Here is a 25451-nt window from a genome sequence, read left to right as displayed (position 1 = left end):
GATGCGCGCCGCTCTGTTCCCTGTTCTAGCCCTTTTCGGAACCCGAAATACCTATGTCATCGCGTAAATTTGGACTCAACCTGGTCGTGGTGTTGGCAATTGCCGCACTATTCACCGGTTTCTGGGCGCTGATCAACCGCCCGGTTTCGGCGCCTGACTGGCCCGAGCAGATCGCCGGCTTCTCCTACTCGCCTTTCCAGCAGGGACAATTCCCACAGAAAGACCAGTACCCGACCGACGATGAAATGCGTCGCGACCTGGAGATCATGAGCAAGCTGACGGACAACATCCGTATCTACTCGGTCGACGGCACCCTTCAGGACATTCCCAAGCTCGCCGAAGAGTTCGGCCTGCGGGTGACCCTGGGGATCTGGATCAGCCCGGACCAGGAGCGCAACGAGCGGGAAATCGCCCGCGCCATCGAACTGGCCAACACCAGCCGCAGTGTCGTGCGGGTGGTGGTCGGTAACGAGGCGATCTTCCGCAAGGAAATCACCGCCAAGGACCTGGCCGTGCTGATCGACCGCGTACGGGCGGCCGTCAAGGTGCCGGTGACCACCTCGGAACAGTGGCATATCTGGGAACACAACCCGGAACTGGTCAAGCACGTCGACCTGATCGCCGCGCACATCCTGCCCTACTGGGAATTCATCCCCATGGACAAGGCCGGCCAGTACGTACTGGACCGCGCCCGCGAACTCAAGCGCATGTTCCCGAAAAAGCCCCTGCTGCTCTCGGAAGTGGGCTGGCCGAGCAACGGCCGCATGCGTGGCGGTGCCGATGCGACCCAGGCCGACCAGGCCATTTACCTGCGCACCCTGGTCAACAAGCTTAACCGCCAGGGCTTCAACTACTTCGTGATCGAAGCCTTCGACCAGCCGTGGAAGGCCAGTGACGAAGGTTCGGTGGGCGCCTATTGGGGCGTGTTCAACGCCGCGCGCGAGCAGAAGTTCAACTTCGAAGGGCCGGTGGTGGCGATTCCGCAATGGCGCGTACTGGCCATCGGTTCGGTGGTGCTCGCACTGCTCTCGCTGACCCTGCTGATGATCGACGGCTCGGCCCTGCGCCAGCGCGGCCGGACCTTCCTGACCTTTACCGCGTTCCTCTGCGGTTCGGTGCTGGTGTGGATCGGCTACGACTACAGCCAGCAATACAGCACCTGGTTCAGCCTGACGGTGGGTTTCCTGCTGGCCATCGGTGCCCTGGGCGTGTTTATCGTCCTGCTCACCGAGGCCCACGAACTGGCCGAGGCGGTCTGGACCCACAAGCGCCGGCGTGAATTCCTACCGGTTGAAGGCGACTCGCACTACCGGCCGAAAGTCTCGATCCACGTGCCGTGCTACAACGAGCCGCCGGAGATGGTCAAACAGACCCTCGACGCCCTCGCGGCCCTCGACTATCCGGACTACGAAGTCCTGATCATCGACAACAACACCAAGGACCCGGCGGTCTGGGAACCGGTGCAGGCCTACTGCGAAACCCTCGGCCCGCGTTTCCGCTTCTTCCACGTCGCGCCGCTGGCCGGTTTCAAGGGCGGGGCGCTGAACTACCTGATCCCGCACACCGCCAAGGACGCCGAAGTCATCGCCGTGATCGACTCGGACTACTGCGTCGACCGCAACTGGCTCAAGCACATGGTCCCGCACTTCGCCGATCCGAAGATCGCCATCGTGCAATCGCCCCAGGACTACCGCGACCAGAACGAAAGCACCTTCAAGAAGCTCTGCTACTCGGAATACAAGGGCTTCTTCCATATCGGCATGGTCACCCGCAACGACCGCGACGCGATCATCCAGCACGGCACCATGACCATGACCCGCCGCTCGGTTCTGGAAGAACTGGGCTGGGCCGACTGGTGCATCTGCGAAGACGCCGAGCTGGGCCTGCGGGTCTTCGAAAAAGGCCTGTCGGCGGCTTATCACCATGACAGCTACGGCAAGGGCCTGATGCCCGATACCTTTATCGACTTCAAGAAACAGCGTTTCCGCTGGGCCTACGGGGCGATTCAGATCATCAAGCGGCACACCGCCAGCCTGCTGCGCGGCAAGGACACCGAACTGACCCGTGGCCAGCGCTACCACTTCCTCGCGGGCTGGTTGCCGTGGGTAGCCGACGGCATGAATATCTTCTTCACCGTCGGCGCCCTGCTCTGGTCGGCGGCGATGATCATCGTGCCGCAACGGGTCGATCCGCCGCTGCTGATCTTCGCGATCCCGCCACTGGCGCTGTTCGTGTTCAAGGTCGGCAAGATCCTGTTCCTCTACCGCCGCGCGGTCGGGGTCAACATGAAGGATGCCTTCGCCGCCGCACTGGCTGGCCTGGCCTTGTCCCATACCATTGCCAAGGCAGTGCTGTACGGTTTCTTCACCAGCAGCATTCCGTTCTTCCGCACGCCGAAAAACGCCGATAACCACGGTTTCTGGGTAGCGATTTCGGAAGCCCGCGAAGAGATGTTCATCATGCTGCTGTTGTGGGCCGCGGCGCTGGGGATCTTCCTGGTGCAGGGCTTGCCGAGCAACGACATGCGCTTCTGGGTAGTGATGTTGCTGGTGCAGTCGTTGCCGTACCTGGCGGCACTGATCATGGCGTTCGTTTCCTCGCTGCCGAAACCGGTCAGCGCGCCGGAGCCGGCATCCGTCGCATAAACGCGATGCACGACACGAAACGGCGGCCTGCGGGCCGCCGTTTTGCTTTAAGATATCCACCCTTTGCGCGCCCCTATCTTCCTGTAGGAGCGAGCTTGCTCGCGATGGTCGTCAACGATAATGCTGGGCACCTGATACCCCGCGGAGCCTGAACCACCCTCGCGAGCAAGCTCGCTCCTACATACCCGTTTCGGAGCTTTCCCATGACGGCCCACGCCGACCTTTCGCCGACCCTGCAACTCGCTTGCGACCTGATTCGCCGCCCTTCCGTGACCCCGGTCGATGCCGACTGCCAGAAGCTGATGATGCAGCGCCTGGGCGATGCCGGTTTCAAGCTCGAGCCGATGCGTATCGAGGACGTCGACAACTTCTGGGCCACCCACGGCAAGCATGAAGGCCCGGTGCTGTGTTTCGCCGGTCACACCGACGTGGTGCCGACAGGTCCGCTGCAGGCCTGGCAGAACGATCCGTTCGATGCCTTGATCGACGAGCACGGCATGCTCTGCGGTCGCGGCGCGGCCGACATGAAAGGCAGCCTGGCCGCGATGCTGGTGGCCGCCGAGCGTTTTGTCGCGGACTACCCGGACCACCGTGGTTCGGTCGCCTTCCTGATCACCAGCGACGAAGAAGGCCCGGCCCACCACGGCACCAAGGCCGTGGTCGAGCGCCTGGCCGCCCGTAGCGAGCGCCTGGACTGGTGCATCGTCGGCGAACCGTCGAGCACCACCCTGGTCGGTGACGTGGTGAAGAACGGCCGCCGTGGCTCCCTCGGCGCCCGCCTCACCGTGCGCGGCGTACAGGGCCATGTGGCCTACCCGCACCTGGCGAAAAACCCGATCCACCTGGCCGCTCCGGCCCTGGCCGAACTGGCCGCCGAGCATTGGGACAATGGCAACGCCTTCTTCCCACCGACCAGTTTCCAGATTTCCAACCTCAACTCGGGGACCGGTGCGACCAACGTGATCGCCGGCGAACTGGTGGCGTTGTTCAACTTCCGCTTCTCCACCGAGTCCACGGTTGAAGGCCTGCAACAGCGGGTCGCGGCGATCCTCGACAAGCACGGCCTGGACTGGCACGTGGAATGGGCGCTGTCCGGCCTGCCATTCCTCACCGAGCCGGGCGCGCTGCTCGATGCGGTGTCGGCGAGCATCAAGACCATCACCGGGCGCGACACCAAGGCTTCCACCAGCGGCGGCACCTCCGACGGGCGCTTTATCGCGACCCTCGGCACCCAGGTGGTCGAGTTGGGCCCGGTCAACGCGACCATTCATCAGGTCAACGAGCGGGTCCTGGCCAGCGACCTCGATGTGCTGACCGAAATCTACTACCAGACCCTGATCAAGTTGCTTGCCTGATGCTCACCTGCCCCCTCTGCAGCGCACCCCTGAACGCGGTCGACAACGGCGTGGCCTGTCCGCTCGGGCATCGTTTCGACCGGGCACGCCAGGGTTACCTGAACCTGTTGCCGGTCCAGCACAAGAACAGCCGTGATCCGGGCGACAACCTGGCCATGGTCGAAGCCCGACGGGACTTCCTCAACGCCGGCCACTACGCGCCGGTGGCCCGCCGCCTGGCGGAGCTGGCGGCCGAACGGACGCCGGGACGCTGGGTCGATATCGGCTGCGGCGAGGGCTACTATACCGCGCAACTGGCCGAGGCCCTGCCCGCGGCTGACGGCTATGCGCTGGATATTTCCCGCGAGGCGGTCAAGCGTGCCTGCCGGCGCAACCCGCAACTGACCTGGTTGATCGCCAGCATGGCGCGGGTGCCATTGGCCGACGCCTGCTGCCAGTTTATCGCCAGCGTGTTCAGCCCATTGGACTGGCAGGAGGCCAAACGCCTGCTGAGCCCCGGTGGCGGCCTGATGAAAGTCGGACCGACCAGCGGCCACCTGATGGAACTGCGCGAGCGTCTGTACGATGAAGTGCGCGAATACACTGACGACAAGCACCTGGCCCTGGTGCCGGAGGGCATGGCGTTGCAACACAGCGAAGTGCTGGAGTTCAAGCTGAGCCTGGCCAGCGCCCAGGACCGGGCGAACCTGCTGGCCATGACGCCCCACGGCTGGCGGGCCAGTGCCGAGCGCCGGGCGCAGGTCATCGAACAGCCGGAGCCGTTCGAGGTCAGCGTGTCGATGCGCTACGATTACTTCGTTTTGCAATAACCCCACTCTTCATGGCCTTGGACACGGGTTCAAGGCCGGCAAAATCCGCGAATGGATTTTTCGAACAACCGCAGCGAGGATTTCCATGCGCCAGCCCGATATCGAGATTTACCTCAAGGACGACGACGTCGATCACAAGGCCGTTGCCGCCTGGCTCGGCGCCGCCCTGGGGCCTTGCAGCGACTGGGTCCAGAAAGGCCAGACCTGGAAGTGCCAGGCCGGCAGCGTGCCGGTGACCTGGTTGCCCAAGGCCGTGGGCAAGTGGAACAGCCTGTACCTGGAAAGCGACCAGACCCCGTGGGACGACGACATCGCCTGCGCCCGCGCGGCCTTTGCCGCGCTGAACGTGGAAGTGCGTTGTGCCCCGGGCAGCTGGGTCGAGGAAGAGGGCGAGGAGACGGCCGATCGCTGGATCCGCATCAGCGCCGATGGCGAAGAAGAGATCACCTGGCGTACGGCCTGACGCTCACTGACTCCGGACAGGGGGCTTGCCACAGCAAGCCCCTCTCACTCACAGCCCGACCACATCCTCGGCCTGCAGGCCTTTCTGGCCTTCCACCACCGCGTACTCCACCTGCTGCCCTTCGGCCAGGGAGCGGTGGCCTTCGCCACGAATCGCGCGGTAGTGCACAAACACATCCGCTCCGTCTTCGCGCAGAATAAAGCCGTAGCCCTTGGCATCGTTGAACCACTTCACATTGCCCGTCTCGCGAGTTGCCATGAATCCGTACTCCGTCTTGTTATTGTTGGGTTGGGCCCGGCTCGACGGGTCCTGCCTGCTGCGTCGCCAGAACATCGTGCTGCGCGGATGAATCCTACCGTTCATGGCGAACGACCGAGTATAAGACAGGTCAAAAAACTCTCAATCAATATTAGTTCGCCGCGTTTTTGCCGATTTTTGACGAATACGGCACACTAGCCGCCCCGAGCAAACGCTCGGTTCAATCCATTTGCCTGCAGAAGCCGTATGACCCGTTCCCCGTTCCGCCGTCTCGTGTTTGGTACCTTGCGCCGCCTCCTGTACCTGTGGGTGCGCTCGGAGACGATCAACCAATCGTCGCTGACTCTCGACCTCGACCGCAGTCGGCCGGTGTTCTACGTCCTGCAATCGCCCTCGCTGACCGACCTGGCCGTGGTCGACCGCGAATGCACCAAGGCCGGCCTGCCGCGCCCGGTGCTACCGGTGTCGGTCGGTTCGCTCATGGAGCCTGCGGCGTTCTTCTACCTGACCCCCGAGCCCGACTGGCTCGGCCGCCAGGACAAGCGCGGCGCGCCACCGACCTTGACCCGCCTGGTCAGCGCCTTGAGCGAGAACCCCGCCGAAGATGCGCTGATCATCCCGGTCAGCGTGTTCTGGGGCCAGTCGCCGGACAGTGAATCGAGCCCCTGGAAACTGCTGTTCGCCGACAGCTGGGCGGTCACCGGTCGCCTGCGCCGCCTGATGAGCATCCTGATTCTCGGGCGCAAGACCCGCGTGCAGTTTTCCGCGCCGATCCACCTGCGCGGCCTGATCGAACACAACAAGGGCCATGAGCGCACCGTGCGCATGGCCCAGCGGATCCTGCGGGTACACCTGCGCAACCTCAAGGCCGCGGTGATCGGCCCGGACATCTCCCACCGGCGCAACCTGGTCAAGGGCCTGGTCAACGAGCCGATGGTGCGCCAGGCAATCCTCGAGGAGGCCCAGCGCGAGAACATCTCCGTGGAAAAAGCCCAGGCCCAGGCCCTGCGCTACGGCAACGAGATCGCCTCGGACTACACCTACACCGCCATCCGCTTCCTCGAAGTGGTGCTGAGCTGGTTCTGGAACAAGATCTACGACGGCATCAAGGTCAACCATATCGAAGGCGTGCAGGCCGTGGCCCAGGGCCATGAAGTCATCTACGTGCCTTGCCATCGCAGCCATATCGACTATCTGCTGCTGTCGTACCTGCTGTTTCGCAATGGCCTGACCCCGCCGCACATCGCCGCCGGGATCAACCTCAACATGCCGGTGATCGGCAGCCTGCTGCGCCGCGGCGGGGCGTTTTTCATGCGCCGTACCTTCAAGGGCAACCCGCTCTACACCTCGGTGTTCAACGAGTACCTGCACACCCTGTTCACCAAGGGTTTCCCGGTGGAGTACTTCGTCGAAGGCGGTCGCTCGCGTACCGGGCGCATGCTGCGGCCGAAGACCGGCATGCTGGCCATCACCCTGCGCAGCTTCCTGCGCTCCTCGCGCATGCCGATCGTCTTCATCCCGGTGTATATCGGCTATGAGCGGGTGCTCGAAGGTCGCACCTACCTGGGTGAACTGCGTGGCGCGAGCAAGAAGAAAGAATCGATCTTCGACATCTTCAAGGTCATCGGCGCACTCAAGCAGCGCTTCGGCCAGGTCGCGGTCAACTTCGGCGAGCCGATCAAGCTGGCCGAGTTCCTCGATCAGGAACAGCCGGACTGGCGCGCCCAGGAACTGGGTCCGCAATTCCGCCCGGCCTGGCTCAATGAAACCACCAACCGCCTTGGAGAGCGCGTCGCCCGCCACCTCAACGAAGCCGCGGCGATCAACCCGGTGAACCTGGTGGCCCTGGCGCTGCTCTCGACCACCCGCCTGGCCCTCGACGACCGCGCCATGGCCCGGGTCCTTGACCTCTACCTGGCGCTGTTGCGCCGCGTGCCCTACTCGCCGCACACCACCCTGCCGGAAGGCGACGGTCGCGCGCTGATCCAGCACGTCAAGGACATGGACCTGCTGGCCGAGCAAAGCGATGCCTTGGGCAAGATCCTCTATCTGGACGAGCAGAACGCCGTCCTGATGACCTATTACCGCAACAACGTGCTGCATATCTTCGCCCTGCCGTCGTTGCTGGCGAGCTTCTTCCAGAGCGCCTCGCGCATGAGCCGCGAACAGATCCTGCGCTACAGCCGCGCGCTCTATCCGTACCTGCAGGCGGAACTGTTTATCCGCTGGTCACTGGACGAGCTGGACGCGGTGATCGACCAATGGCTGGAGGCGTTCGTCGAACAGGGCCTGTTGCGCCTGGAGAACGACGTCTACCTGCGCCCGGCACCGAGCTCGCGGCACTTCGTGCTGCTGACCCTGCTGTCGCGGAGCATCGCCCAGACCCTGCAACGGTTCTACATGGCCATCTCGCTGCTGCTCAACAGCGGCCAGCACAGCATCAGTGCCGAGGAGCTGGAAGACCTCTGTACGGTCATGGCACAGCGCCTGTCGATTCTCCATGGCCTGAACGCCCCGGAATTCTTCGACAAGAGTCTGTTCCGCCACTTTATCCAGACCCTGCTCGACCTCGATGTACTGCGCCGCGACGCGGCCGGCAAACTGGGTTATCACGAACTGCTCGGCGAGCTGGCCGAGGGCGCGGCGAAACGGGTACTGCCAGCGGAAATCCGCCTGTCGATTCGCCAGGTGGCCCTGCATCGCAGCGAAGATGCCGCCGAACAGAGCCCCGAGTCGGGTTCTGACGTGGGATAAGACGAACCACCCACATCAGACCATTCGGTAAAGCAGCAAGGATGCTTCTCCGCCGGTTTTCAAGCCCAAAGGCCCGTGTAGACTCAATCTTGCGTTGCCTTTGACGCGTTCGATAAGGACATCGAGATGACCGCAAAAAACGTCGTGACCGCTGTTTTCCACTTTCCACCGGACTACAGGATCCCGGCCAAGGCCGAAACCCGTATCACCCTGCGCAACCGCTGCAGCGACACCCTGCTGGGAACCTGGACCAGTGCGCAACTACCCGACCAGTCGCCGTGGCGCTTTAGCTTCGAGCTGCCGGCGGACCTCAAGCGTAACTGCAAGGTCGAGATCGACATCGACCTGAGTGTCGCCGGCACCTCGCTGCTGCCGGACATCAAATACAGCTTCCGCTGGCGCCGGGACAACCAGGAAGAAACCTTTCACCTGAGCCCACCGGGGTATCTGTACCTCAGCGCGGCGCTGGTGCCGATGATCGGCACGCAGGACAACACCCTGGCTACCCTGAGGCTGGTGGCCCAGACCGAACCGGGTATTCCGGTGCATGTCCTCAGCGAGGAAATCACCTTCTTCAAGGGCTCGATCCCGCGTTACCTGCGCTACGACGTGAACAAGGTCAAGCCGGGCCAGATCTACGAGACCCAGGGCACCTTCGGCAGCCGCCGTAAATTCACCATGAAGCCGATTCCGCGCAGCGTCGTACTGCTGAAAGAGAAACCCCAGAGCCTGATCCTCAGCGCCTGAGTGGCGGCCAACGTCTTTAGAAAACTGGCGTTTGCCGATAAATCCGTTAGATTCTCACTGGCTGGCGCCAGGCTTCTCCTGGCGCCACGGATTTCCCCACTGATCCCAACAAGGAAGCTTCCATGCTCCGTCCCTCCCTTCGTCTGGTCGGCCTCTGCGCAGGCCTGCTGATTTCCGTCAACGCCCTGGCCTTGTCCCTGGGCAGCCTCTCCCAGGGTGAAGCCTCCGGCGGCCTCAAGGACGCGCTGGCCCAGGGTGCCGTCGCCGCCGTGACCAACCTCGGCAAGCCGGGTGGTTTCAGCAACAACCCTGCGGTGAAGATCGAACTGCCGGGCAACCTCGGCAAGGTCGCCAGCAAGATGAAGCAGTTCGGCATGGGCGCCCAGGTCGATCAACTGGAAGCCAGCATGAACAAGGCGGCGGAAGCCGCCATGCCACAGGCCCAGGCGTTGCTGGTGGACGCCGTGAAGAAAATGACCGTGACCGATGCCAAGGGCATCCTCACCGGTGGCAAGGATTCGGCGACCCAGTACCTGGACAAGACCAGCCGTGAGCAGATTCGCGCCAAGTTCTTGCCGATCGTCAAGGAGGCTACCGACAAGGTGGGCCTGGCCAAGCAGTACAACTCGTTCGCCGGGCAGGCGGCGACCCTCGGTGTACTCGACGCCAAGAGTGCCAACGTTGAAGGCTACGTAACGGAAAAAGCCCTGGACGGCCTGTTCAAGATGATCGCCCAGAAGGAAGAAGACATCCGCGCCAACCCGGCGGCGGCGGCCACCAGCCTGGCGAAGAAGGTGTTTGGCGCGCTCTGACACCTCACCCCTTGAACTGTCTTGCCAGCGATAAGGTCTGCAAGATCGCCAAAAGCTTCGCTGGCAAGCCAGGCTCCTACATGACCGAGTCGATCACCTATATTGCATACGACAAAAACCTGTAGGAGCAGGGCTTGCCCGCGAAGAGGCCCTCAAGGTCGCCAAAAGCTTCGCTGGCAAGCCAGGCTCTACAAAACGGCCGCGCTTTAGGGGGCCGTCTTCTTCACCCTGAACCACCCCGCATACAGTGCCGGCAGGAACAGCAGGGTCAAGGCCGTCGCCACGATCAAACCGCCCATGATCGCCACGGCCATCGGTCCGTAGAACACGCTGCGCGACAGCGGAATCATCGCCAGCACCGCCGCCAGGGCGGTCAGCACGATGGGGCGGAAACGCCGCACCGTCGCTTCGATAATTGCCTGCCATTGCGACATGCCCGCGCGGATATCCTGTTCGATCTGGTCCACCAGGATCACCGAGTTGCGCATGATCATCCCCGACAGGGCAATGGTCCCGAGCATCGCGACAAAACCGAACGGTTGGCGGAACACCAGCAGGAACAGGGTCACCCCGATCAGCCCCAGCGGCGCGGTGAGGAACACCAGCGCCACCCGCGAGAAGCTGCGCAGTTGCAGCATCAACAAGGTCAGTACCACCACTATGAACAGTGGCACGCCGGCATTCACCGAGGCCTGGCCGCGCTCCGAATCCTCCACGGTACCACCGACCTCCAGCAGGTAGCCGTCCGGCAACTCGGCGCGAACCGGATCCAGGGTCGGCATGATCTGCTTGACCAGGCTCAGGGGCTGCTCCTGGCCGTAGATGTCGGCGCGGATCGTCACGGTCGGCAAGCGGTTGCGGTGCCAGATAATGCCTTCCTCGAAACCGTACTCCAGGGTCGCGATCTGCGACAGCGCCACGCTGGTGCCGTTGTCCGTCGGTACCGCCAGGCTCGGCAATGCCGACAACTGGTTGCGTTCCTGGACAGTGCCGCGCATGAGGATTTCGATCAACTCGTTGTCCTCGCGGTACTGGCTGACGGTCGAACCGGTCAGCGACAATTGCAGGAAGCGCGACAGGTTCGAAGTACTCACCCCCAGCGCCCGGGCCCGATCCTGATCGACGTTCAGGTAGACCACCTTGCTCGGCTCTTCCCAGTCCAGGTGCACATTGGTCACGTGCGGATTCTCACGGACCTTGGCCGCCACCTTGCGCGCCAGGGCACGGACCACTTCGATATGCTCGCCGGTCACCCGGAACTGCACCGGATAACCCACGGGCGGTCCGTTCTCCAGGCGTGTCACGCGTCCGCGCACATCGGCGAACTGCTCGTCGAGGACCTTGATCAGCCAGGTGCGCAGCACTTCCCGATCCTCGATGCTCTTGGCCAGCACGACGAACTGGGCAAAGCTGGTGGCCGGCAATTGCTGGTCCAGCGGCAGGTAGAAACGCGGCGAACCGGTACCGATATAGGCGACATAGTTGTCGATACCGGGATGATCCTTGAGCAGGGCTTCCAGACGCGCAACCTGTTCGGTGGTGTTGTTCAGGGACGCGCCTTCGGCCAACTTCAGGTCGACCATCAGCTCCAGCCGCCCCGAGGCCGGGAAGAACTGCTGCGGCACAAAGCGGAACAGCAGCAACGAGCCGATAAACAGCGCGACAGTCAGCACGATCACGGTTTTACGACGGCGTACGCACCACTCCACCATGCGCCTGACACGCTGGTAAAACGGTGTGCCATAAGGGTCCGGTTGTTCGCTGCCATGCTTGGCGGCGTGGATCTTCGCCAGGTCCGGCAGCAGCTTTTCCCCCAGGTAAGGCACGAACACCACCGCCGCGATCCACGATGCCAGCAGGGCCAGGGTCACCACCTGGAAAATCGAGCGGGTGTATTCGCCAGTGCCCGACTGCGCGGTGGCAATCGGCAGGAAACCGGCGGCGGTGATCAGGGTGCCGGTGAGCATCGGGAACGCCGTGCTGGTCCAGGCAAAACTCGCCGCCTTGAGGCGGTCGAAGCCCTGCTCCATCTTGATCGCCATCATCTCCACGGCAATGATTGCGTCATCCACCAGCAAGCCGAGGGCCAGTACCAGCGCGCCGAGAGAGATCTTGTGCAGGCCGATGCCCAGGTAGTACATGGCGGCAAAGGTCATCGCCAGCACCAGCGGAATCGCCAGCGCCACTACCATCCCGGTGCGCACACCCAGGGAGAAGAAACTCACCAGCAACACAATGACCAGGGCTTCCACCAGCACCTGGACGAACTCACCGACGCCGGTCTTCACTGCCGCCGGCTGGTCGGAGACCTTGCTCAGTTTCATCCCCGCCGGCAGGTTTTTCTGGATACGCGCGAACTCGATCTCCAGTGCCTTGCCCAGCACCAGGATATCGCCGCCCTCGTTCATCGCCACCGCCAGGCCGATCGCGTCTTCGCCCATGAAGCGCATGCGCGGTGCCGGTGGATCGTTGAAGCCACGGTGCACCTCGGCGACATCGCTGATACGGAAGGTGCGGTCACCGACGCGGATCGGGAAGTTCTTGATCTCGTCGACGGTCTTGAAGTTACCGCTGACCCGCAGTTGCACACGCTCGGTCGGGGTCTCGAAGAAGCCGGCGGTGGACACCGCATTCTGCTCCTGCAGGGCCTGCTGCACCGCACTCAGCGGCAGGCCAAGGGTCGCCAGCTTGACGTTGGAGAGTTCGATCCAGACCTTTTCGTCCTGCAGACCGAGCAGATCGACCTTGCCCACGTCCTTGACCCGCTGCAACTGGATCTGGATACGGTCGGCGTAGTCCTTGAGCACGGCGTAGTCGAAACCCTCGCCGGTCAGGGCGTAGATATTGCCGAAGGTGGTGCCGAACTCATCGTTGAAAAACGGCCCCTGGATATCCGGCGGCAAGGTCTGGCGGATATCGCCGATCTTCTTGCGCACCTGGTACCAGAGGTCGGGAACCTCCGAGGAATGCATCGAGTCCCGGGCCATGAAGGTCACCTGGGATTCCCCTGGCCGGGAGAAGGAGATGATTTTCTCGTACTCGCCGGTCTCCATCAGCTTCTTTTCAATGCGTTCGGTGACTTGCCGCGAGACTTCCTGGGCCGTGGCCCCCGGCCAGTTGGTCTTGATGACCATGGCCTTGAAGGTGAACGGCGGGTCTTCGCTCTGCCCCAGCTTGGTGTAGGACAAGGCTCCGACCAGCGCGAGCAGAATCATCAGGAACAGTACGATCTGGCGATTACGCAACGCCCATTCGGAAAGATTGAAACCCATCGGGGACTACTCCTTGGTCGCCAGATTGACCACGCGGTTGGAGCGATCCACCGGGCGAACCAGGTCGCCGTCATGGAGCACATGCACACCGGCCGCCACCACCCAATCGCTGGCCGAAAGGCCTTCGAACACCGGCACGGTCTTTTCGCCAAAGGCACCGACCCGCACCGGGGTCCGTTTGAGGGTGTTGTCCGCCTGGACCCGCCAGACATAGGTCGCACCGTTTTCCGCGGTCACCGCCGACAGCGGCACCGACAACGGCACCACACCGGCGGCCTGGATAAACACCCGGGCGCTCTGTCCCAACTCAGCCGGCACCTTGCCGGCGCTGAAGGCGATACGGGCGGCGAAGGTCCGCGACTTGGGGTCGGCGGCCGGCGACAACTCGCGGATCCGCCCGTTGAAACGCTGGTCCGGCTGCGACCAGAGTTCCACGGCCACATCCTGGCCGATCTTGAACCGTCCGAAAGCCTGCTCCGGGAAGCTGATCAGCACTTCACGCTCGCCGTCGGCGGCCAGGGTAAAGACCGTCTGGCCGGCGGCGACCACCTGGCCGACTTCCACCAGGCGCTTGGCGACTACACCGTCCTGGGGCGCACGCAACACGGCATAACCGGCCTGGTTGCTGGACACGTCGAACTCGGCCTTGATCTGCTTGACGCGGGCTTCACCGGAGCGGTAGAGGTTTTCCGCGTTGTCGTACTGCGAGCGGCTGACCATCTGTCGGTCGAGCAAGGTCTTGTAGCGATCACGCTCGGAGCGCACCAGGTTCAGGTTGGCCTCGGCGGCCGCAACCTGGGCACGAGTCGCTTCCAGTTGCAGGCGCACGTCCTGCGGGTCGAGCTCCGCCAGGGGCTGGTTGGCCTTGACCCGCTCGCCCTCCTCCACCAGTCGTCGACTGACCTTGCCACCGATACGAAAGGCCAGGTCGGGCTCGAAACGCGCCCGCACTTCGCCAGGATAACTGTCCATGGCCTGGGCCGAAGGCTGTGGCTGCACCACCATCGCGGGACGAACGCTGACCTGGGCCGGCTCTTCATGACCACAACCGGCCAGGAAAAGGGCTAAACTGACGGGCAACGCAAGGGGCATGACATAGCGGAGCATGGTGTAGGACCTTTCGCTAATGGTGCTCAGAATATTTATACTGGCCAGTATGGTATTAATACCAAACTCACCAGTCCAGTATTAACTAAGAAAATGTCCGACAATCTTTCAGTGCCCAGCGGCCCCGGCCGCCCCAAGGACCTGGCAAAACGCCAGGCCGTCCTGCAAGCGGCGAAAGATCTGTTCCTGAGTAATGGATACGCCAGCACCAGCATGGACGCAGTCGCTGCAGCAGCAGGTGTTTCAAAGCTGACGGTGTACAGCCATTTCAACGACAAGGAGACACTGTTCTCCGCTGCCGTGGTGGCCAAATGCGCAGAACAGCTGCCCGAGCTGTTTTTCGCCCTGCCCGAAGGCGTGCCGGTGGAAAGCATTCTGCTGAACATCGCCCGGGGTTTTCATCACCTGATCAACAGTGACGAGTCGGTGAACCTGCATCGGCTGATCATGGCCCTGGGCAGCCAGGACCCGAAGCTCTCGCAGATCTTCTTCGAGGCCGGGCCCCAACGCATGCTCACGGAGATGGAGCGGCTGCTGAGTCGGATCAACCAGGGCGGTGCCCTGGTGATCGACAAGCCGCACTACGCCGCCGAGCACTTCTTCTGCCTGCTCAAGGGCGCGGCGAACTTCCGCCTGCTCTACGGCTGCGGCGAGCCGCCGAGCGAGGCCGAGGGCGAAGCCCATGTGCGCGAGGTGGTGGGGTTGTTCATGCGCGCCTACCGGCCTTGAGCACTCGGGCGCCTGTCAGACCGCTATCGCGAGCAAGCTTGCTCCTACAAGTTTTGCGTACTGCATAGACGGTGCTCACGACACAAATCCTGTAGGAGCAAGCTTGCTCGCGATGAGGCCCTCAAGATCGCCCAAACCGTCACGCCAAGCCTGCTTTCAAGGCTTCAGGGCTTTCTTCGGGTAGATGTCATAGCGACTCGACTTGCCGTCCAGGCCATGGCTCGGTTTCGGCCCGTCGATACACGGCGCCTTGCGCGGGCGCTTGACCACCACCCGATGGGTCGCCAGGGCCAGTGCCGCCTCCAGCAATGCCGGCGCATCCGGGTCATCGCCCACCAACGGGCGGAACAGGCGCATTTCCTTCTTCACCAGGGCGGTTTTCTCACGGTGAGGAAACATCGGGTCCAGGTAGATCACCTGGGGCGCCTCGCCTTCCCAATTGCGCATCACCTCGATCGAATTGCCCTTGAGCAAGTGCATGCGCGAAACAATCGGCGCCACGTCGAAATCTTCCAACCCACGGGCCAGGCCATCCTCGAGCAAGGCGCCAATCAGCGGCTGGCGCTCGATCAGGCTCATCTCGCAGCCCAGGCTCGCCAGCACGAACGCATCCTTGCCCAAGCCAGCAGTGGCGTCCAGCACCCGCGGCCGTACGCCCGGTTGAATGCCCACGGCCTTGGCGATCATCTGCCCGCTGCCGCCGCCATACAGACGCCGGTGCGCCGCGCCGCCTTCGACAAAGTCCACCCGGACCGGTCCAGGCGCCTCAGGCCCCAGTTGCTGCAACTGCAACCCCTGCTCCGACACCTGCAAAGCGAACTCCGCTTCGGCTTCCTGCAACGGCAAACCGAGGCGTTCGGCCCAGGCTTCGGCCCGGGATTGCAACCCTTCGGCCAGGGCCTCGACTCTGATACGGACCGGTGCTTGCTGCTCACTCATGAAAAACACGCTCAAAAATTTAATGATCGGCAAAAGCTGCCGATAAAAACATTATCCAGCATTTTGCCAGACCTGAGCGTCACTCGAGAGCCATGTCAGACATTCGCACTACATCCATAGGTTATCTGTCGCCCGTCGACAATTATGGCCTGCGCAATTCCCAGGCACTGAGCGGTGTCAGTCACCTGTGGCAAGATTTCTTTGCCCGGGCGCTGGCCGAACAGGTCGGGGACGCGGCGGATGCAAAGAATGTCCAGGCACAACTGCCGGTCGACGGCCCGGTGGAGCCCACCGCCGGTGCCGAGCTGCTGGCGCAGATCGTTGACCAGCGCCAGTGTGACGTAAAGGACACCCCGGTCCGTCCGCCGGAGCCGCTGTTCCTGCCGATTGCCGAATTCGATCTGGACCTGCTGAAGCGGCCCGTGCCTTACCCGCCGGAAGAAGTTGTCGCGCAACAGAAACAGCAGGATTTCGAAAGCGGCTGGGTTCGCCCTATCGTCCTCAACGCCGGCCAGCCGCTGCCAGCACCGGGCCCCGCGCCGCAAGCGCGTGCGCTGCACCTGCCGATTGCCGAGTTCGAGCTGGATCTGCTGGAGCCGCATGTGCCGTTCGACGAAGAAACCCTGGTCAAGCAGCAGAAAGCCATGGACTACGACCTGAACTGGGCCCGTCCGCTGGTGGCACAGAACCTGCGCCTCGCGGCCTGAGTGTTTACCTAGTTCTTGAACATCTGATTGATCCGCGCAAAGGGCATGGCCTGATCCAGCGCGCTGAACGTCCCCTGCCCACGCATCTCCTCGGCCGCCCGATAGAAGGCGCCGTACGCCGCCCGGGCCAACGCCGAACCGACACTGATGCGCTTGACTCCCAGTTCGCCCAACTCGGTCACCGACAGGTTGACCCCGCCCGACATCAATACATTTACCGGCTTGGGCGCCACGGCCTTGACCACCGCCTGGATCTCCTCACGCGTGCGCAGGCCTGGCGCATACAGCACGTCGGCACCGGCCTCGGCGAACGCCTGTAAACGGCGAATCGTATCCGGCAGATCCTGGCGCCCGTGCAGCAGGTTCTCCGCCCGCGCCGTGAGCATGAAGGGGAACGACAGGCTGCGGGCCGCGGCAACCGCGGCCTCGACCCGTTCTACCGCGTGGTTGAATTCATAGATGGGGTCCTCGGCATGACCACTGGCGTCTTCGATCGAGCCCCCCACCAAGCCAGCTTCGGCCGCCCGCAAAATCGCCTCGGCACACCCGGCGGGGCTGTGGGCAAAACCATTTTCCAGATCGGCCGCCACCGGCAGCGCCGTGGCCAGGACAATGCTCCGCGCGTTTTCCAGCGTATCGTTCAGCGAGTTGGCCCCTTCCGCATCCGGACGCCCAAGGGAAAACGCCAGGCCCGCGCTGGTGGTGGCCAACGCCTCGAAGCCCAGTGCGGCGAGCATTTTTGCCGAACCGGCATCCCAGGGATTGGGAATCACAAAGGCTCCGTCACGTTCGTGCAGGGCCTTGAAGGCTTGGGCTCGAAGGGTTTGCGCATCCATGGGTCGACTCCTGGCAAAGAGAGTGTGATGCCCTCAGAGCAAGCCGAGTTGCTCCGTGGCGGGCCCTCTGTATAGCTCAGGCAGCGCCGGCAAGCCAGGCAGACGCGCCATCAGCCGAACATGGAAACGTTGCGCCAGCGCCGGTGCGAGGCGGTTGTCGGAGGTATGCAGAAACACGTAGGGCGTGCGCCCCTCCTCGATCCAGCCGGCGACCTTCTCGACCCAGGGCGTCAGGAAAGGCTCATTGGCCTCCAGTTCCGGGTGCCCGATAAAACGCACCTGCGGAAACAGCGTGAACGCTGCCGGCCGGGGTGGCACCTTGGGCTTTTTCGACTGGGCGTGCAGCACCGAGGCATCGGTGGAAGTGCAACTGAACAGCGCCCGTGGATCGAGGCAGATCCGTTCGACACCCCGGTCCAGCAGCAGGCGGTTGAGCATCCGCTCGGCGTCGCCCTTGGCGAAGAAATCACGATGACGGACTTCAATCGCCAACGGGCGCTCCAGCGCGTCGATAAACCCGACCAGCTCGGCCAGGCGCTGCGGCGCAAAACTGGCCGGCAATTGCAGCCACAGCGGCGCCACCCGCGGTCCCAGCGGCTTGAGCAGTTGCAGGAAGTCTTCAGCCGCCTGGACCTGCTCGCGCAGATCACCGCCGTGGCTGATATCCCGAGGAAACTTGGCGGTGAAGCGAAAGTGTGCGGGCATGGTCTGCGCCCAGCGTTCTACCGTGGCGGACGCGGGCCGTGCGTAGAAGGTGGTGTTGCCTTCGACGGCGTTGAACACCTGGGCGTACAGGTCGAGAAAATCGCTCGTGCGCGCAGTGGGCGGGTATAGGTACTCGCGCCAGGCGTTTTCGCTCCAGGAGGGGCAACCGAGGAAATAAGGCAGCAGGACAGGATCAGTCATCGACCCGATTAAATCAGATATGCAGGTCGAGCCCCAACACTTCCATGTCCCACTCGACGAAACCGGCGGTGGTCAGGTAGCTGGCCAGGGCGTTGGCGACGCTTTTGCTCATGGCGCGATGGAAGATCATGTCCTGCGGACGGGCCGGCAGGTTGGCCAGGCGGCTACCGGCCGCTTCGGCGCGGGCGGCCACCTCGGAGAGGTCCTCGCTATCGCCCTCCGAGACATCGACCTCGTCGTCAACCACGACGCTGCCTTTACGCGGTTTGCGCTTGATGGGGTAGGACTGTGAGGAAACGCCGTCTATACGCATTGGGGCATGCTCGGTGTCAATGATGGCAATTTAGCAGCACGCACCGCACTTAGCTATTGCCCGAGTGATAACTGGACCACAGAACCTGAAAAAGGTTTTCACACCCTGGTGCCTGGGTGGGGAAAACATGACGAACGGCACATTTTTGACTATCTGGGCGTTTTTTCGGGTGATCGGTTTAACGTTCAGTTTAGCCTGAATTTTATCAGTTGCCGCCCGGCGTCAACGGGCCTTGGGCGTCGCCACATTGTCGCGCAGGTAAACCGGCTGGGCCTCGTCGGCCGGAATGGCTTCGCCGCGCGCCCAGGCAAAACGCGCCAGGCTCAACAGATCCTCGGCGTGGGGCAGCAGGCTGGCATCCTGGCCTGTCAGTGCAACGTTGATCCGCTCACCATAACCCCAACCCGTGCCCGCGCCGAACCATTCGCCAGCGGCATCGTCCGGCAAGGCCGCCAGTTGCGGAGCCAGCACCGCCTCGACCCCGGCCAGACGCATTTCCCCGGCTTCTTCGCGATAGCAGCCCCAATACACCTCGTCCATCCGCGCATCGATGGCCGCGGCCACCTGGCGCACACCGCGCTCGCGAAAGGCCCGCTGCGCCAGCACCGCCAGGTTCGACACCGGCAACACCGGACGCTCCAGGGCAAACGCCAGCCCCTGAACCACACCGATGGCAATCCGCACCCCGGTAAAAGCCCCGGGACCACGGCCAAAAGCAATCGCATCCACCGCCGACAGGCTGATACCCGCGTCGGCCAGCAACTGCTGGATCATCGGCAGGAGCTTTTGCGCATGCAGGCGCGGAATCACCTCGTAGTGGCTCGTCACCTTGCCGTCATGCAGCAAGGCGACGGAGCAGGCTTCAGTCGCGGTGTCCAGGGCCAGCAAGGTGCTCATCGATGTATCCGTCAGGTCGAAATGAAAAAAGTGCAACAGTATAAACAACAACAGCCCGCAAGCGGGCTGTTGTACACATAGCAGCTACAGCGATCAGCTCAGGGCTTCAAGCACCTTGCTGGTGATCGATTCCACGGAGCCGACACCGGCGATATGGCTGTACTTCGGTTTGCCCTGGGCGGCCGAGAGCTTCTGGTAGAAATCCACCAGCGGCTTGGTCTGGGAGTGGTAGACCGACAGGCGATGACGCACGGTTTCTTCGGTGTCGTCCTTGCGCTGGACCAGGTCGTCCCCGGTCAGGTCGTCCTTGCCTTCGACTTTCGGCGGGTTGTAGACGGTGTGGTAGACGCGCCCGGAAGCCTCGTGAACACGACGGCCGGCGATGCGCTGGACGATCTCTTCGTCATCGACGGCGATCTCGACCACGTAGTCCAGCTCGACACCGGCATCCACCAGGGCTTCCGCCTGGGGAATGGTGCGTGGGAAACCGTCGAACAGGAAACCCTTGGCGCAGTCGGCCTGGGCGATACGGTCCTTGACCAACGCGATGATCAGGTCGTCGGAGACCAGCCCGCCGGCGTCCATGATGCCCTTGGCCTTGAGGCCCAGCTCGGTGCCGGCCTTGACCGCGGCGCGCAGCATGTCGCCAGTGGAGATTTGCGGGATGCCGAATTTCTCGGTGATGAACTTAGCCTGAGTACCTTTACCGGCCCCGGGAGCTCCCAGCAGAATGACGCGCATCGATGTGCTCCTCAATTTTTTATTTAGAAACGCTCGGATTCGCCTCGTGGGGCCAATCTCAAAAATAGGGTCATGGCCGCAAAACGGCCAAAGGCTGATCAAGATACACAGCCGACCGGAGCCACACAAGCCGCCGAAAGTCGCAGTCACTCATGCCTGCACAAGCGGTGAAACCTGCTATGCCGGGTCGCCCCCGCCAATAAAGCGCCGCCACACAAAAACGACCGCCCCTGACTGGACGGTCGCTTTTGTCCCATTACATAGGGCAACTCTTCCCACACACCTTAGCCAGTATTGCGCAGCCCGGCGGCAATCCCCGCCACAGACACCAGCAAAGCCTGTTCCAGAGGGCTGTCCTGGGCCGTTTCCTTGCGCCGCGAACGAGCCAGCAGCTCGGCCTGCAATCGATGCAGCGGGTCCAGGTAGGTGTTGCGCAGACGAATGAACTCCAGGGTCTCAGGGCTATGGGCCAGCAGTTGCGACTGGCCGGTCAAACCCAGTACCACCGCGCACGCCTGCGACAATAGGTCGCGTAAGTGCACACCCAATGGCAGCAGTTCGGCATCCACCAGACGTTCGTCATAGGAGCGGGCGATATCGCTGTCGGCCTTGGCCAGGACCATTTCCAGCATGTCGATACGGGTGCGGAAAAACGGCCATTGCTCGCGCATCTGCGCCAGCAGCTCGCCTTCACCCCGTGCCAGTGCCTTGCGCAGCGCCGCCTCCCAGCCGAGCCAGGCGGGCAACATCAGGCGCGTCTGGGTCCAACCGAAAATCCACGGAATCGCCCGCAGGCTTTCGATTCCGCCGGCGCGGCGCTTGGCCGGACGGCTGCCCAACGGCAGGCGCCCAAGCTCCTGTTCCGGGGTGGATTGGCGGAAATACTCGACGAACTGCGGATTGTCGCGCACCTCGGCGCGGTAGGCACTGACACCGTCCGCGGCCAATTCATCCATCAATTTACGCCAGGCCGGTTGCGGCGGCGGCGGCGGCAGCAAGGTGGCTTCGAGCACGGCGGCCAGGTAGAGGTTGAGATTCTGTTCGGCGATGTCCGGCAGGCCGAACTTGAAACGAATCATTTCGCCCTGCTCGGTGGTGCGGAAACGCCCCGCCACCGAACCCGGCGGCTGCGACAGGATGGCCTCGTGGGCCGGACCGCCGCCACGGCCAACGGTGCCGCCACGACCATGGAACAACAGCAGTTCGACCTGCTGCTCGCGACAGATCTCCACCAGCCGTTCCTGGGCCCGATACTGCGCCCAGGCCGCCGCCGTGGTGCCGGCGTCCTTGGCCGAATCGGAGTAGCCGATCATCACTTCCTGCGGACCTTGCAGGCGCGCGCGATAGCCCGGCAGCAGCAACAGCCGCTCCATCACGGGACCGGCGTTATCCAGGTCGGCCAGGGTTTCGAACAACGGCACCACGCGCATCGGCCGCAGCACGCCGGACTCCTTGAGGAGCAACTGCACCGCCAGCACATCGGAGGCGGCACCAGCCATGGAGATTACGTAGGATCCGAGGGAGGCGGCCGGCGCCGCAGCGACTTCCCGGCAGGTCGCCAGCACTTCGGCGGTGTCCGCGGAAGGTTTGAAATAGGCCGGCAACAGCGGGCGGCGATTGGCCAGCTCGCGCATCAGGAAGGTCAGGCGATCTTCTTCATTCCAGTCTTCGTAACGGCCCAGCCCCAGATAGTCGGTGATCTCGGTCATGGCGGCGGCGTGACGGGAAGAGTCCTGGCGCACGTCCAGGCGCACCAGGAACAGGCCGAAGGTCACCGCCCGGCGCAGGCAATCGAGCAACGGGCCGTCGGCAATCACGCCCATGCCGCAATCGTGCAAGGACTGGTAGCAGAGTTGCAACGGTTCGAGCAGTTCGCGGTTGTTCTGCAGGACTTCGTCCGGTGCCGGTTGCGTCGTGGCAAGGGACGCCTGGGCCCAGTTGCGGGTGGCCCGCAGTCGCTCACGCAATTGCTTGAGCACGGCGCGGTAAGGTTCGGCGCTCTCACCGGCGCGGGCAAGCAGGGCCTCGCTGGCCTGTTGCATCGACAACTCGGCGGCCAACTGGTCGACATCACGCAGATAGAGGTCCGCCGCCATCCAGCGAGCCAGCAGCAGAACCTCACGGGTGACCTTGGCCGTCACATTGGGGTTACCGTCACGGTCGCCGCCCATCCAGGAAGCAAATCGAATCGGCGCGGCTTCCAGGGGCAGGTGCAGGCCGGTGGCCGCGAACAGCGCCTGGTCGGCTTTGCGCAGGTAGTGCGGAATGGCCTGCCAGAGGGAATGCTCGATCACCGCGAAGCCCCATTTGGCCTCGTCCACCGGGGTCGGCCGGGTCCGGCGGATTTCCTCGGTGTGCCAGGCTTCGGCGATCAGTCGCTGCAAGCGCTGGCGGATCTGCTCGCGTTCGGCAGCGGTGAGGTCGCGGTGGTCCTGCTCGGCCAATTGCGCGGCAATCGCATCGTATTTCTGGATCAGGGTCCGCCGCGCCACCTCGGTGGGGTGCGCGGTGAGCACCAGTTCGATCTCCAGGCGGCCCAGTTGCCGTGCCAGGGATTCGGCGCCATGGCCTTCGGCGAGCAGCCGCGCCAGCAACTCCGGCAGCACCCGCGACTCGAAAGGCGCTGGCTGCGACTCGTCGCGGCGGTGAATCAGCTGATATTGCTCGGCGATATTGGCCAGGTTGAGAAACTGGTTGAAGGCCCGGGCCACCGGCAGCAGCTCGTCGTCGCCAAGGCTGTCGAGGCTGGCACTGAGCTCGGCATTCGCCGAACCGCTGCGGTCGGCCTTGGCGCCCTTGCGGATACGCTCGATCTTGTCGAGGAATTCGTCACCGTGCTGGTCACGGATGGTATTGCCCAGCAGTTCACCTAACAGGTGGACGTCTTCACGCAAACGTACATCAATATCGGACATCGACAGACTCTCCGGGGGACGCTGAGATGGCTCACAGGCTCAAGAGTGCACCAGCGCGGCGAACGCTTACAAGCCTGGCAAAAATCCCCACTGAACCTCGTCACATAGAACTAGTCTGATAATAAGCCTCACGAAGGCTTTATCGCCGGTACAGGCCGGTCACTCATCAATACCCGCTATCAACGGGTGCGAATTGAGGTCGATATGAAAATCCGCGAGCTTGCCCAGCACTGGGAAGAAAACGCCAAGGGTCGGTTGACCGACACCGGCTATGTCATTCATCTGGATGTGGAAGCTGCGGCGCGACTGGCGGCGGTGATCGACATGTACCCCAAACGGCGCCCGGAAGAACTGCTCGGCGAGTTGGTCGGTGCGGCGCTGGAGGAACTGGAAGCCAGTTTCCCCTATATCCAGGGCTCACAGGTGGTGGCCACCGACGAAGAAGGTGACCCCCTTTATGAGGACGTCGGGCCGACACCGCGTTTTCTCTCGCTGTCGCGACGACATCTGCATGACCTGGCGTCCCAGGACAAACCGAAACATTAAAGCCTGACGCGATTCCCCTTGCGGATAGCACCCTGTTCCTTGAGGTGTCACTACGGCCAACACGGACCTGTAGGAGCAGGGCTTGCCCGCGAAGAGGCCCTTGAGGCCGCTAAAAGCTTCGCGGGCAAGCCCTGCTCCTACAGGTTCAGCGGTGTATTCAAAAAACCGTTCTCCCTCCTCCACTCCCTCCAGCCGATACCCCCGCACACCGCGAAAGTTCAGACTTTTCGCACTGACTACTCGGTCAGATTTTTTTCGAGCAATGGGCCATCTTTCCCTGAACTATTCAAAAAAGCCTCGGGTCACACCCAGTAGCCATCACCGGAGCAGTTGTACTAAACACGCTCCCGGCCCCCGACCGGACACGGCGCGACAAGCTCCCGGAACCGTGGTGGACGATGTCGTTATTCAGGAGCTATCCAATGGAGTTGAAGATCATGAAGACCCACACTGTCCAATCGTCGTTTACCCCCCTGCGCGGACTGAAACTGGCCGCGCTGGTACTCGGCGGCAGCCTGCTTCTGGCCGGTTGCGCCGGTAACCCGCCGACCGAGCAGTACGCCGTGACCCAATCGGCGGTCAATAGCGCCGTCAGTGCCGGCGGCACCGAATACGCAGCGGTGGAAATGAAGTCGGCCCAGGACAAGCTCAAACAAGCTGAAATGGCCATGCACGATAAAAAGTATGACGAAGCCCGTCGCCTGTCCGAACAGGCTGAATGGGATGCCCGCGTCGCCGAACGCAAGGCCCAGGCCGCCAAGGCCGAGCTGGCCGTGAAGGACTCACAGAAAGGTGTTCAGGAACTGCGCCAGGAAAGCCAGCGCTCCGTGCAACCGGTGCAGTAAGCATCGGCCCCGCTTGACGCCTGCTTTCCCTGAAGCTTGAACCCTAAAAAGGATGAACCATTATGCGTAAACAATTGATGATCCCCGCCCTCCTGGCCCTCAGTGTCGGCCTGGCCGCCTGCTCGTCGCAGCCCAATGCCAACCTGGAGCAAGCCCGTACCAACTTCTCCGGCCTGCAAGCCAACCCGCAAGCAAGCAAGGTCGCCGCCCTGGAAACCAAGGACGCCAGCGACTACCTGGACAAGACCAACAAGGCCTACCAGGACCATGAAAAGGTCGAAACCGTCGACCAGCTGGCTTACCTGACCAATCAGCGGGTTGAAGTGGCGAAGCAGACCATCGCCCTGCGCACCGCCGAAGCCAACCTGAAAAACGCGGCCGCCCAGCGGGCCCAGGCTCGCCTGGACGCCCGTGACCAGCAGATCAAACAGTTGCAGGAAAGCCTCAACGCCAAGCAGACCGAGCGGGGCACCCTGGTGACCTTCGGTGACGTGCTGTTCGCCACCAACAAGGCCGACCTGAAATCCTCCGGCCTGGTCAACATCAACAAACTGGCGCAGTTCCTCCAGGAAAACCCTGATCGCAAAGTGATCATCGAAGGCTACACCGACAGCACCGGCGGTTCGGGTTACAACCAGAGCCTGTCCGAGCGCCGCGCCACCTCGGTGCAAGTGGCACTGATCAAGATGGGCGTCGACCCGTCGCGTATCGTGACCCAGGGTTATGGCCAGGAATACCCGGTAGCGGATAACGGCAGCGTTTCCGGCCGCGCCATGAACCGTCGCGTGGAAGTGACCATTTCCAACGACAACCAACCCGTGGCCCCGCGTTCGTCCATCAGCAGCGCCAACTGAC

At 63.0% G+C, this 25451-nt stretch carries 22 protein-coding genes; 12 read left to right on the top strand and 10 right to left on the bottom strand.

What is annotated here, in order from left to right; all coding sequences use genetic code 11:
• The first annotated feature begins 53 nt into the window (after positions 1 to 53).
• From M5C01_RS20245 to M5C01_RS20230, 4 genes are all read left to right on the top strand, one after another.
• Positions 54 to 2645, top strand: a complete 2592-nt coding sequence (locus M5C01_RS20245) for a glycosyltransferase (RefSeq protein ID WP_103497399.1) — start codon at positions 54 to 56, stop codon at positions 2643 to 2645.
• Positions 2646 to 2848: 203 nt separating this feature from the next.
• Positions 2849 to 4000 (top strand): succinyl-diaminopimelate desuccinylase, encoded by a 1152-nt coding sequence (dapE, locus tag M5C01_RS20240; protein WP_103497400.1) that lies wholly within the window; start codon positions 2849 to 2851, stop codon positions 3998 to 4000.
• Positions 4000 to 4809: a putative RNA methyltransferase gene (locus tag M5C01_RS20235; protein ID WP_152740219.1), complete on the top strand. Its 810-nt coding sequence runs from the start codon at positions 4000 to 4002 to the stop codon at positions 4807 to 4809. The genes dapE and M5C01_RS20235 overlap by 1 nt, the downstream gene beginning before the upstream one ends.
• An 85-nt stretch (positions 4810 to 4894) precedes the next feature.
• Positions 4895 to 5272, top strand: coding sequence for a hypothetical protein (locus M5C01_RS20230; protein WP_100942407.1), 378 nt, complete (start codon positions 4895 to 4897; stop codon positions 5270 to 5272).
• A gap of 48 nt (positions 5273 to 5320) precedes the next feature.
• Here the strand turns inward: M5C01_RS20230 and M5C01_RS20225 are convergent, their stop codons facing one another.
• Complete coding sequence (locus M5C01_RS20225; protein ID WP_100942406.1) at positions 5321 to 5530, bottom strand: cold-shock protein; 210 nt, start codon at positions 5528 to 5530, stop codon at positions 5321 to 5323.
• A 246-nt stretch (positions 5531 to 5776) separates the two neighbouring features.
• Here M5C01_RS20225 and plsB point away from each other — a divergent pair, with 246 nt between their 5' ends.
• The 3 genes from plsB to M5C01_RS20210 all read left to right on the top strand — a co-directional run bounded on the left by plsB (position 5777) and on the right by M5C01_RS20210 (position 9843).
• The gene (gene plsB, locus M5C01_RS20220) at positions 5777 to 8284 is read left to right on the top strand and encodes a glycerol-3-phosphate 1-O-acyltransferase PlsB (RefSeq protein WP_152740218.1); all 2508 of its coding nucleotides are present in this window, start codon (positions 5777 to 5779) and stop codon (positions 8282 to 8284) included.
• A 126-nt stretch (positions 8285 to 8410) separates the two neighbouring features.
• Positions 8411 to 9031: a hypothetical protein gene (locus M5C01_RS20215; RefSeq protein ID WP_152740217.1), complete on the top strand. Its 621-nt coding sequence runs from the start codon at positions 8411 to 8413 to the stop codon at positions 9029 to 9031.
• Positions 9032 to 9153: 122 nt separating this feature from the next.
• Entirely contained in the window at positions 9154 to 9843 is a 690-nt protein-coding gene (locus tag M5C01_RS20210) for a DUF4197 domain-containing protein (RefSeq protein WP_152740216.1), read from the top strand.
• Between the two features lie 206 nt (positions 9844 to 10049).
• On the opposite strand, the gene M5C01_RS20205 is transcribed toward M5C01_RS20210, so the two are convergent.
• Together M5C01_RS20205 and M5C01_RS20200 are read right to left on the bottom strand one after the other, a co-directional pair.
• Positions 10050 to 13115 carry an efflux RND transporter permease subunit gene (locus M5C01_RS20205; protein ID WP_152740215.1) on the bottom strand — a complete coding sequence of 1022 codons (3066 nt, stop codon included), beginning with the start codon at positions 13113 to 13115 and terminating at the stop codon, positions 10050 to 10052.
• Positions 13116 to 13121: 6 nt separating this feature from the next.
• Complete coding sequence (locus M5C01_RS20200) at positions 13122 to 14222, bottom strand: efflux RND transporter periplasmic adaptor subunit (protein WP_152740214.1); 1101 nt, start codon at positions 14220 to 14222, stop codon at positions 13122 to 13124.
• 93 nt (positions 14223 to 14315) lie between these two features.
• On the opposite strand from M5C01_RS20200, the gene M5C01_RS20195 reads away from it, so the two are divergent.
• On the top strand, positions 14316 to 14951 hold the full coding sequence (locus M5C01_RS20195; RefSeq protein WP_152740213.1) for a TetR/AcrR family transcriptional regulator: 636 nt from the start codon (positions 14316 to 14318) through the stop codon (positions 14949 to 14951).
• Between the two features lie 156 nt (positions 14952 to 15107).
• On the opposite strand, the gene M5C01_RS20190 is transcribed toward M5C01_RS20195, so the two are convergent.
• Entirely contained in the window at positions 15108 to 15890 is a 783-nt protein-coding gene (locus M5C01_RS20190; protein WP_103497420.1) for a class I SAM-dependent methyltransferase, read from the bottom strand.
• A gap of 92 nt (positions 15891 to 15982) precedes the next feature.
• Between M5C01_RS20190 and M5C01_RS20185 the strand changes: the two genes are divergently transcribed.
• A complete protein-coding gene (locus tag M5C01_RS20185; RefSeq protein ID WP_152740212.1) occupies positions 15983 to 16597 on the top strand; it encodes an energy transducer TonB in 615 nt (204 codons plus the stop codon).
• Positions 16598 to 16605: 8 nt separating this feature from the next.
• Here M5C01_RS20185 and M5C01_RS20180 read toward each other — a convergent pair whose 3' ends face one another.
• The 6 genes from M5C01_RS20180 to ppc form a co-directional block, all read right to left on the bottom strand.
• Positions 16606 to 17433, bottom strand: a complete 828-nt coding sequence (locus M5C01_RS20180; RefSeq protein WP_152740211.1) for an isocitrate lyase/phosphoenolpyruvate mutase family protein — start codon at positions 17431 to 17433, stop codon at positions 16606 to 16608.
• 33 nt (positions 17434 to 17466) lie between these two features.
• A complete protein-coding gene (locus M5C01_RS20175) occupies positions 17467 to 18339 on the bottom strand; it encodes a DUF72 domain-containing protein (protein ID WP_152740210.1) in 873 nt (290 codons plus the stop codon).
• A 13-nt stretch (positions 18340 to 18352) separates the two neighbouring features.
• Positions 18353 to 18652, bottom strand: coding sequence for a hypothetical protein (locus M5C01_RS20170; RefSeq protein WP_152740209.1), 300 nt, complete (start codon positions 18650 to 18652; stop codon positions 18353 to 18355).
• A gap of 222 nt (positions 18653 to 18874) precedes the next feature.
• Positions 18875 to 19549 carry a tRNA (adenosine(37)-N6)-threonylcarbamoyltransferase complex dimerization subunit type 1 TsaB gene (gene tsaB, locus M5C01_RS20165; protein WP_152740208.1) on the bottom strand — a complete coding sequence of 225 codons (675 nt, stop codon included), beginning with the start codon at positions 19547 to 19549 and terminating at the stop codon, positions 18875 to 18877.
• A gap of 93 nt (positions 19550 to 19642) precedes the next feature.
• On the bottom strand, positions 19643 to 20290 hold the full coding sequence (gene adk, locus M5C01_RS20160) for an adenylate kinase (protein ID WP_100942394.1): 648 nt from the start codon (positions 20288 to 20290) through the stop codon (positions 19643 to 19645).
• Positions 20291 to 20574: 284 nt separating this feature from the next.
• The gene (gene ppc / locus M5C01_RS20155) at positions 20575 to 23205 is read right to left on the bottom strand and encodes a phosphoenolpyruvate carboxylase (protein WP_152740207.1); all 2631 of its coding nucleotides are present in this window, start codon (positions 23203 to 23205) and stop codon (positions 20575 to 20577) included.
• Positions 23206 to 23409: 204 nt separating this feature from the next.
• Between ppc and M5C01_RS20150 the strand changes: the two genes are divergently transcribed.
• The 3 genes from M5C01_RS20150 (at position 23410) to M5C01_RS20140 (ending at position 25450) form a co-directional block, all read left to right on the top strand.
• Complete coding sequence (locus tag M5C01_RS20150) at positions 23410 to 23751, top strand: pilin assembly protein (RefSeq protein WP_100942392.1); 342 nt, start codon at positions 23410 to 23412, stop codon at positions 23749 to 23751.
• A gap of 422 nt (positions 23752 to 24173) precedes the next feature.
• Positions 24174 to 24596: a DUF4398 domain-containing protein gene (locus M5C01_RS20145; RefSeq protein WP_152740206.1), complete on the top strand. Its 423-nt coding sequence runs from the start codon at positions 24174 to 24176 to the stop codon at positions 24594 to 24596.
• Between the two features lie 62 nt (positions 24597 to 24658).
• On the top strand, positions 24659 to 25450 hold the full coding sequence (locus tag M5C01_RS20140) for an OmpA family protein (RefSeq protein WP_103497417.1): 792 nt from the start codon (positions 24659 to 24661) through the stop codon (positions 25448 to 25450).
• Position 25451 lies beyond the last annotated feature (1 nt).

Source organism: Pseudomonas sp. MWU12-2319 (genome assembly GCF_023242525.1).
GTDB classification, from domain to species: Bacteria; Pseudomonadota; Gammaproteobacteria; order Pseudomonadales; family Pseudomonadaceae; genus Aquipseudomonas; species Aquipseudomonas gingeri_D.
Note: the sequence above shows the minus strand (reverse complement) of the source record. Positions and strands in the feature narration are given on the sequence as shown.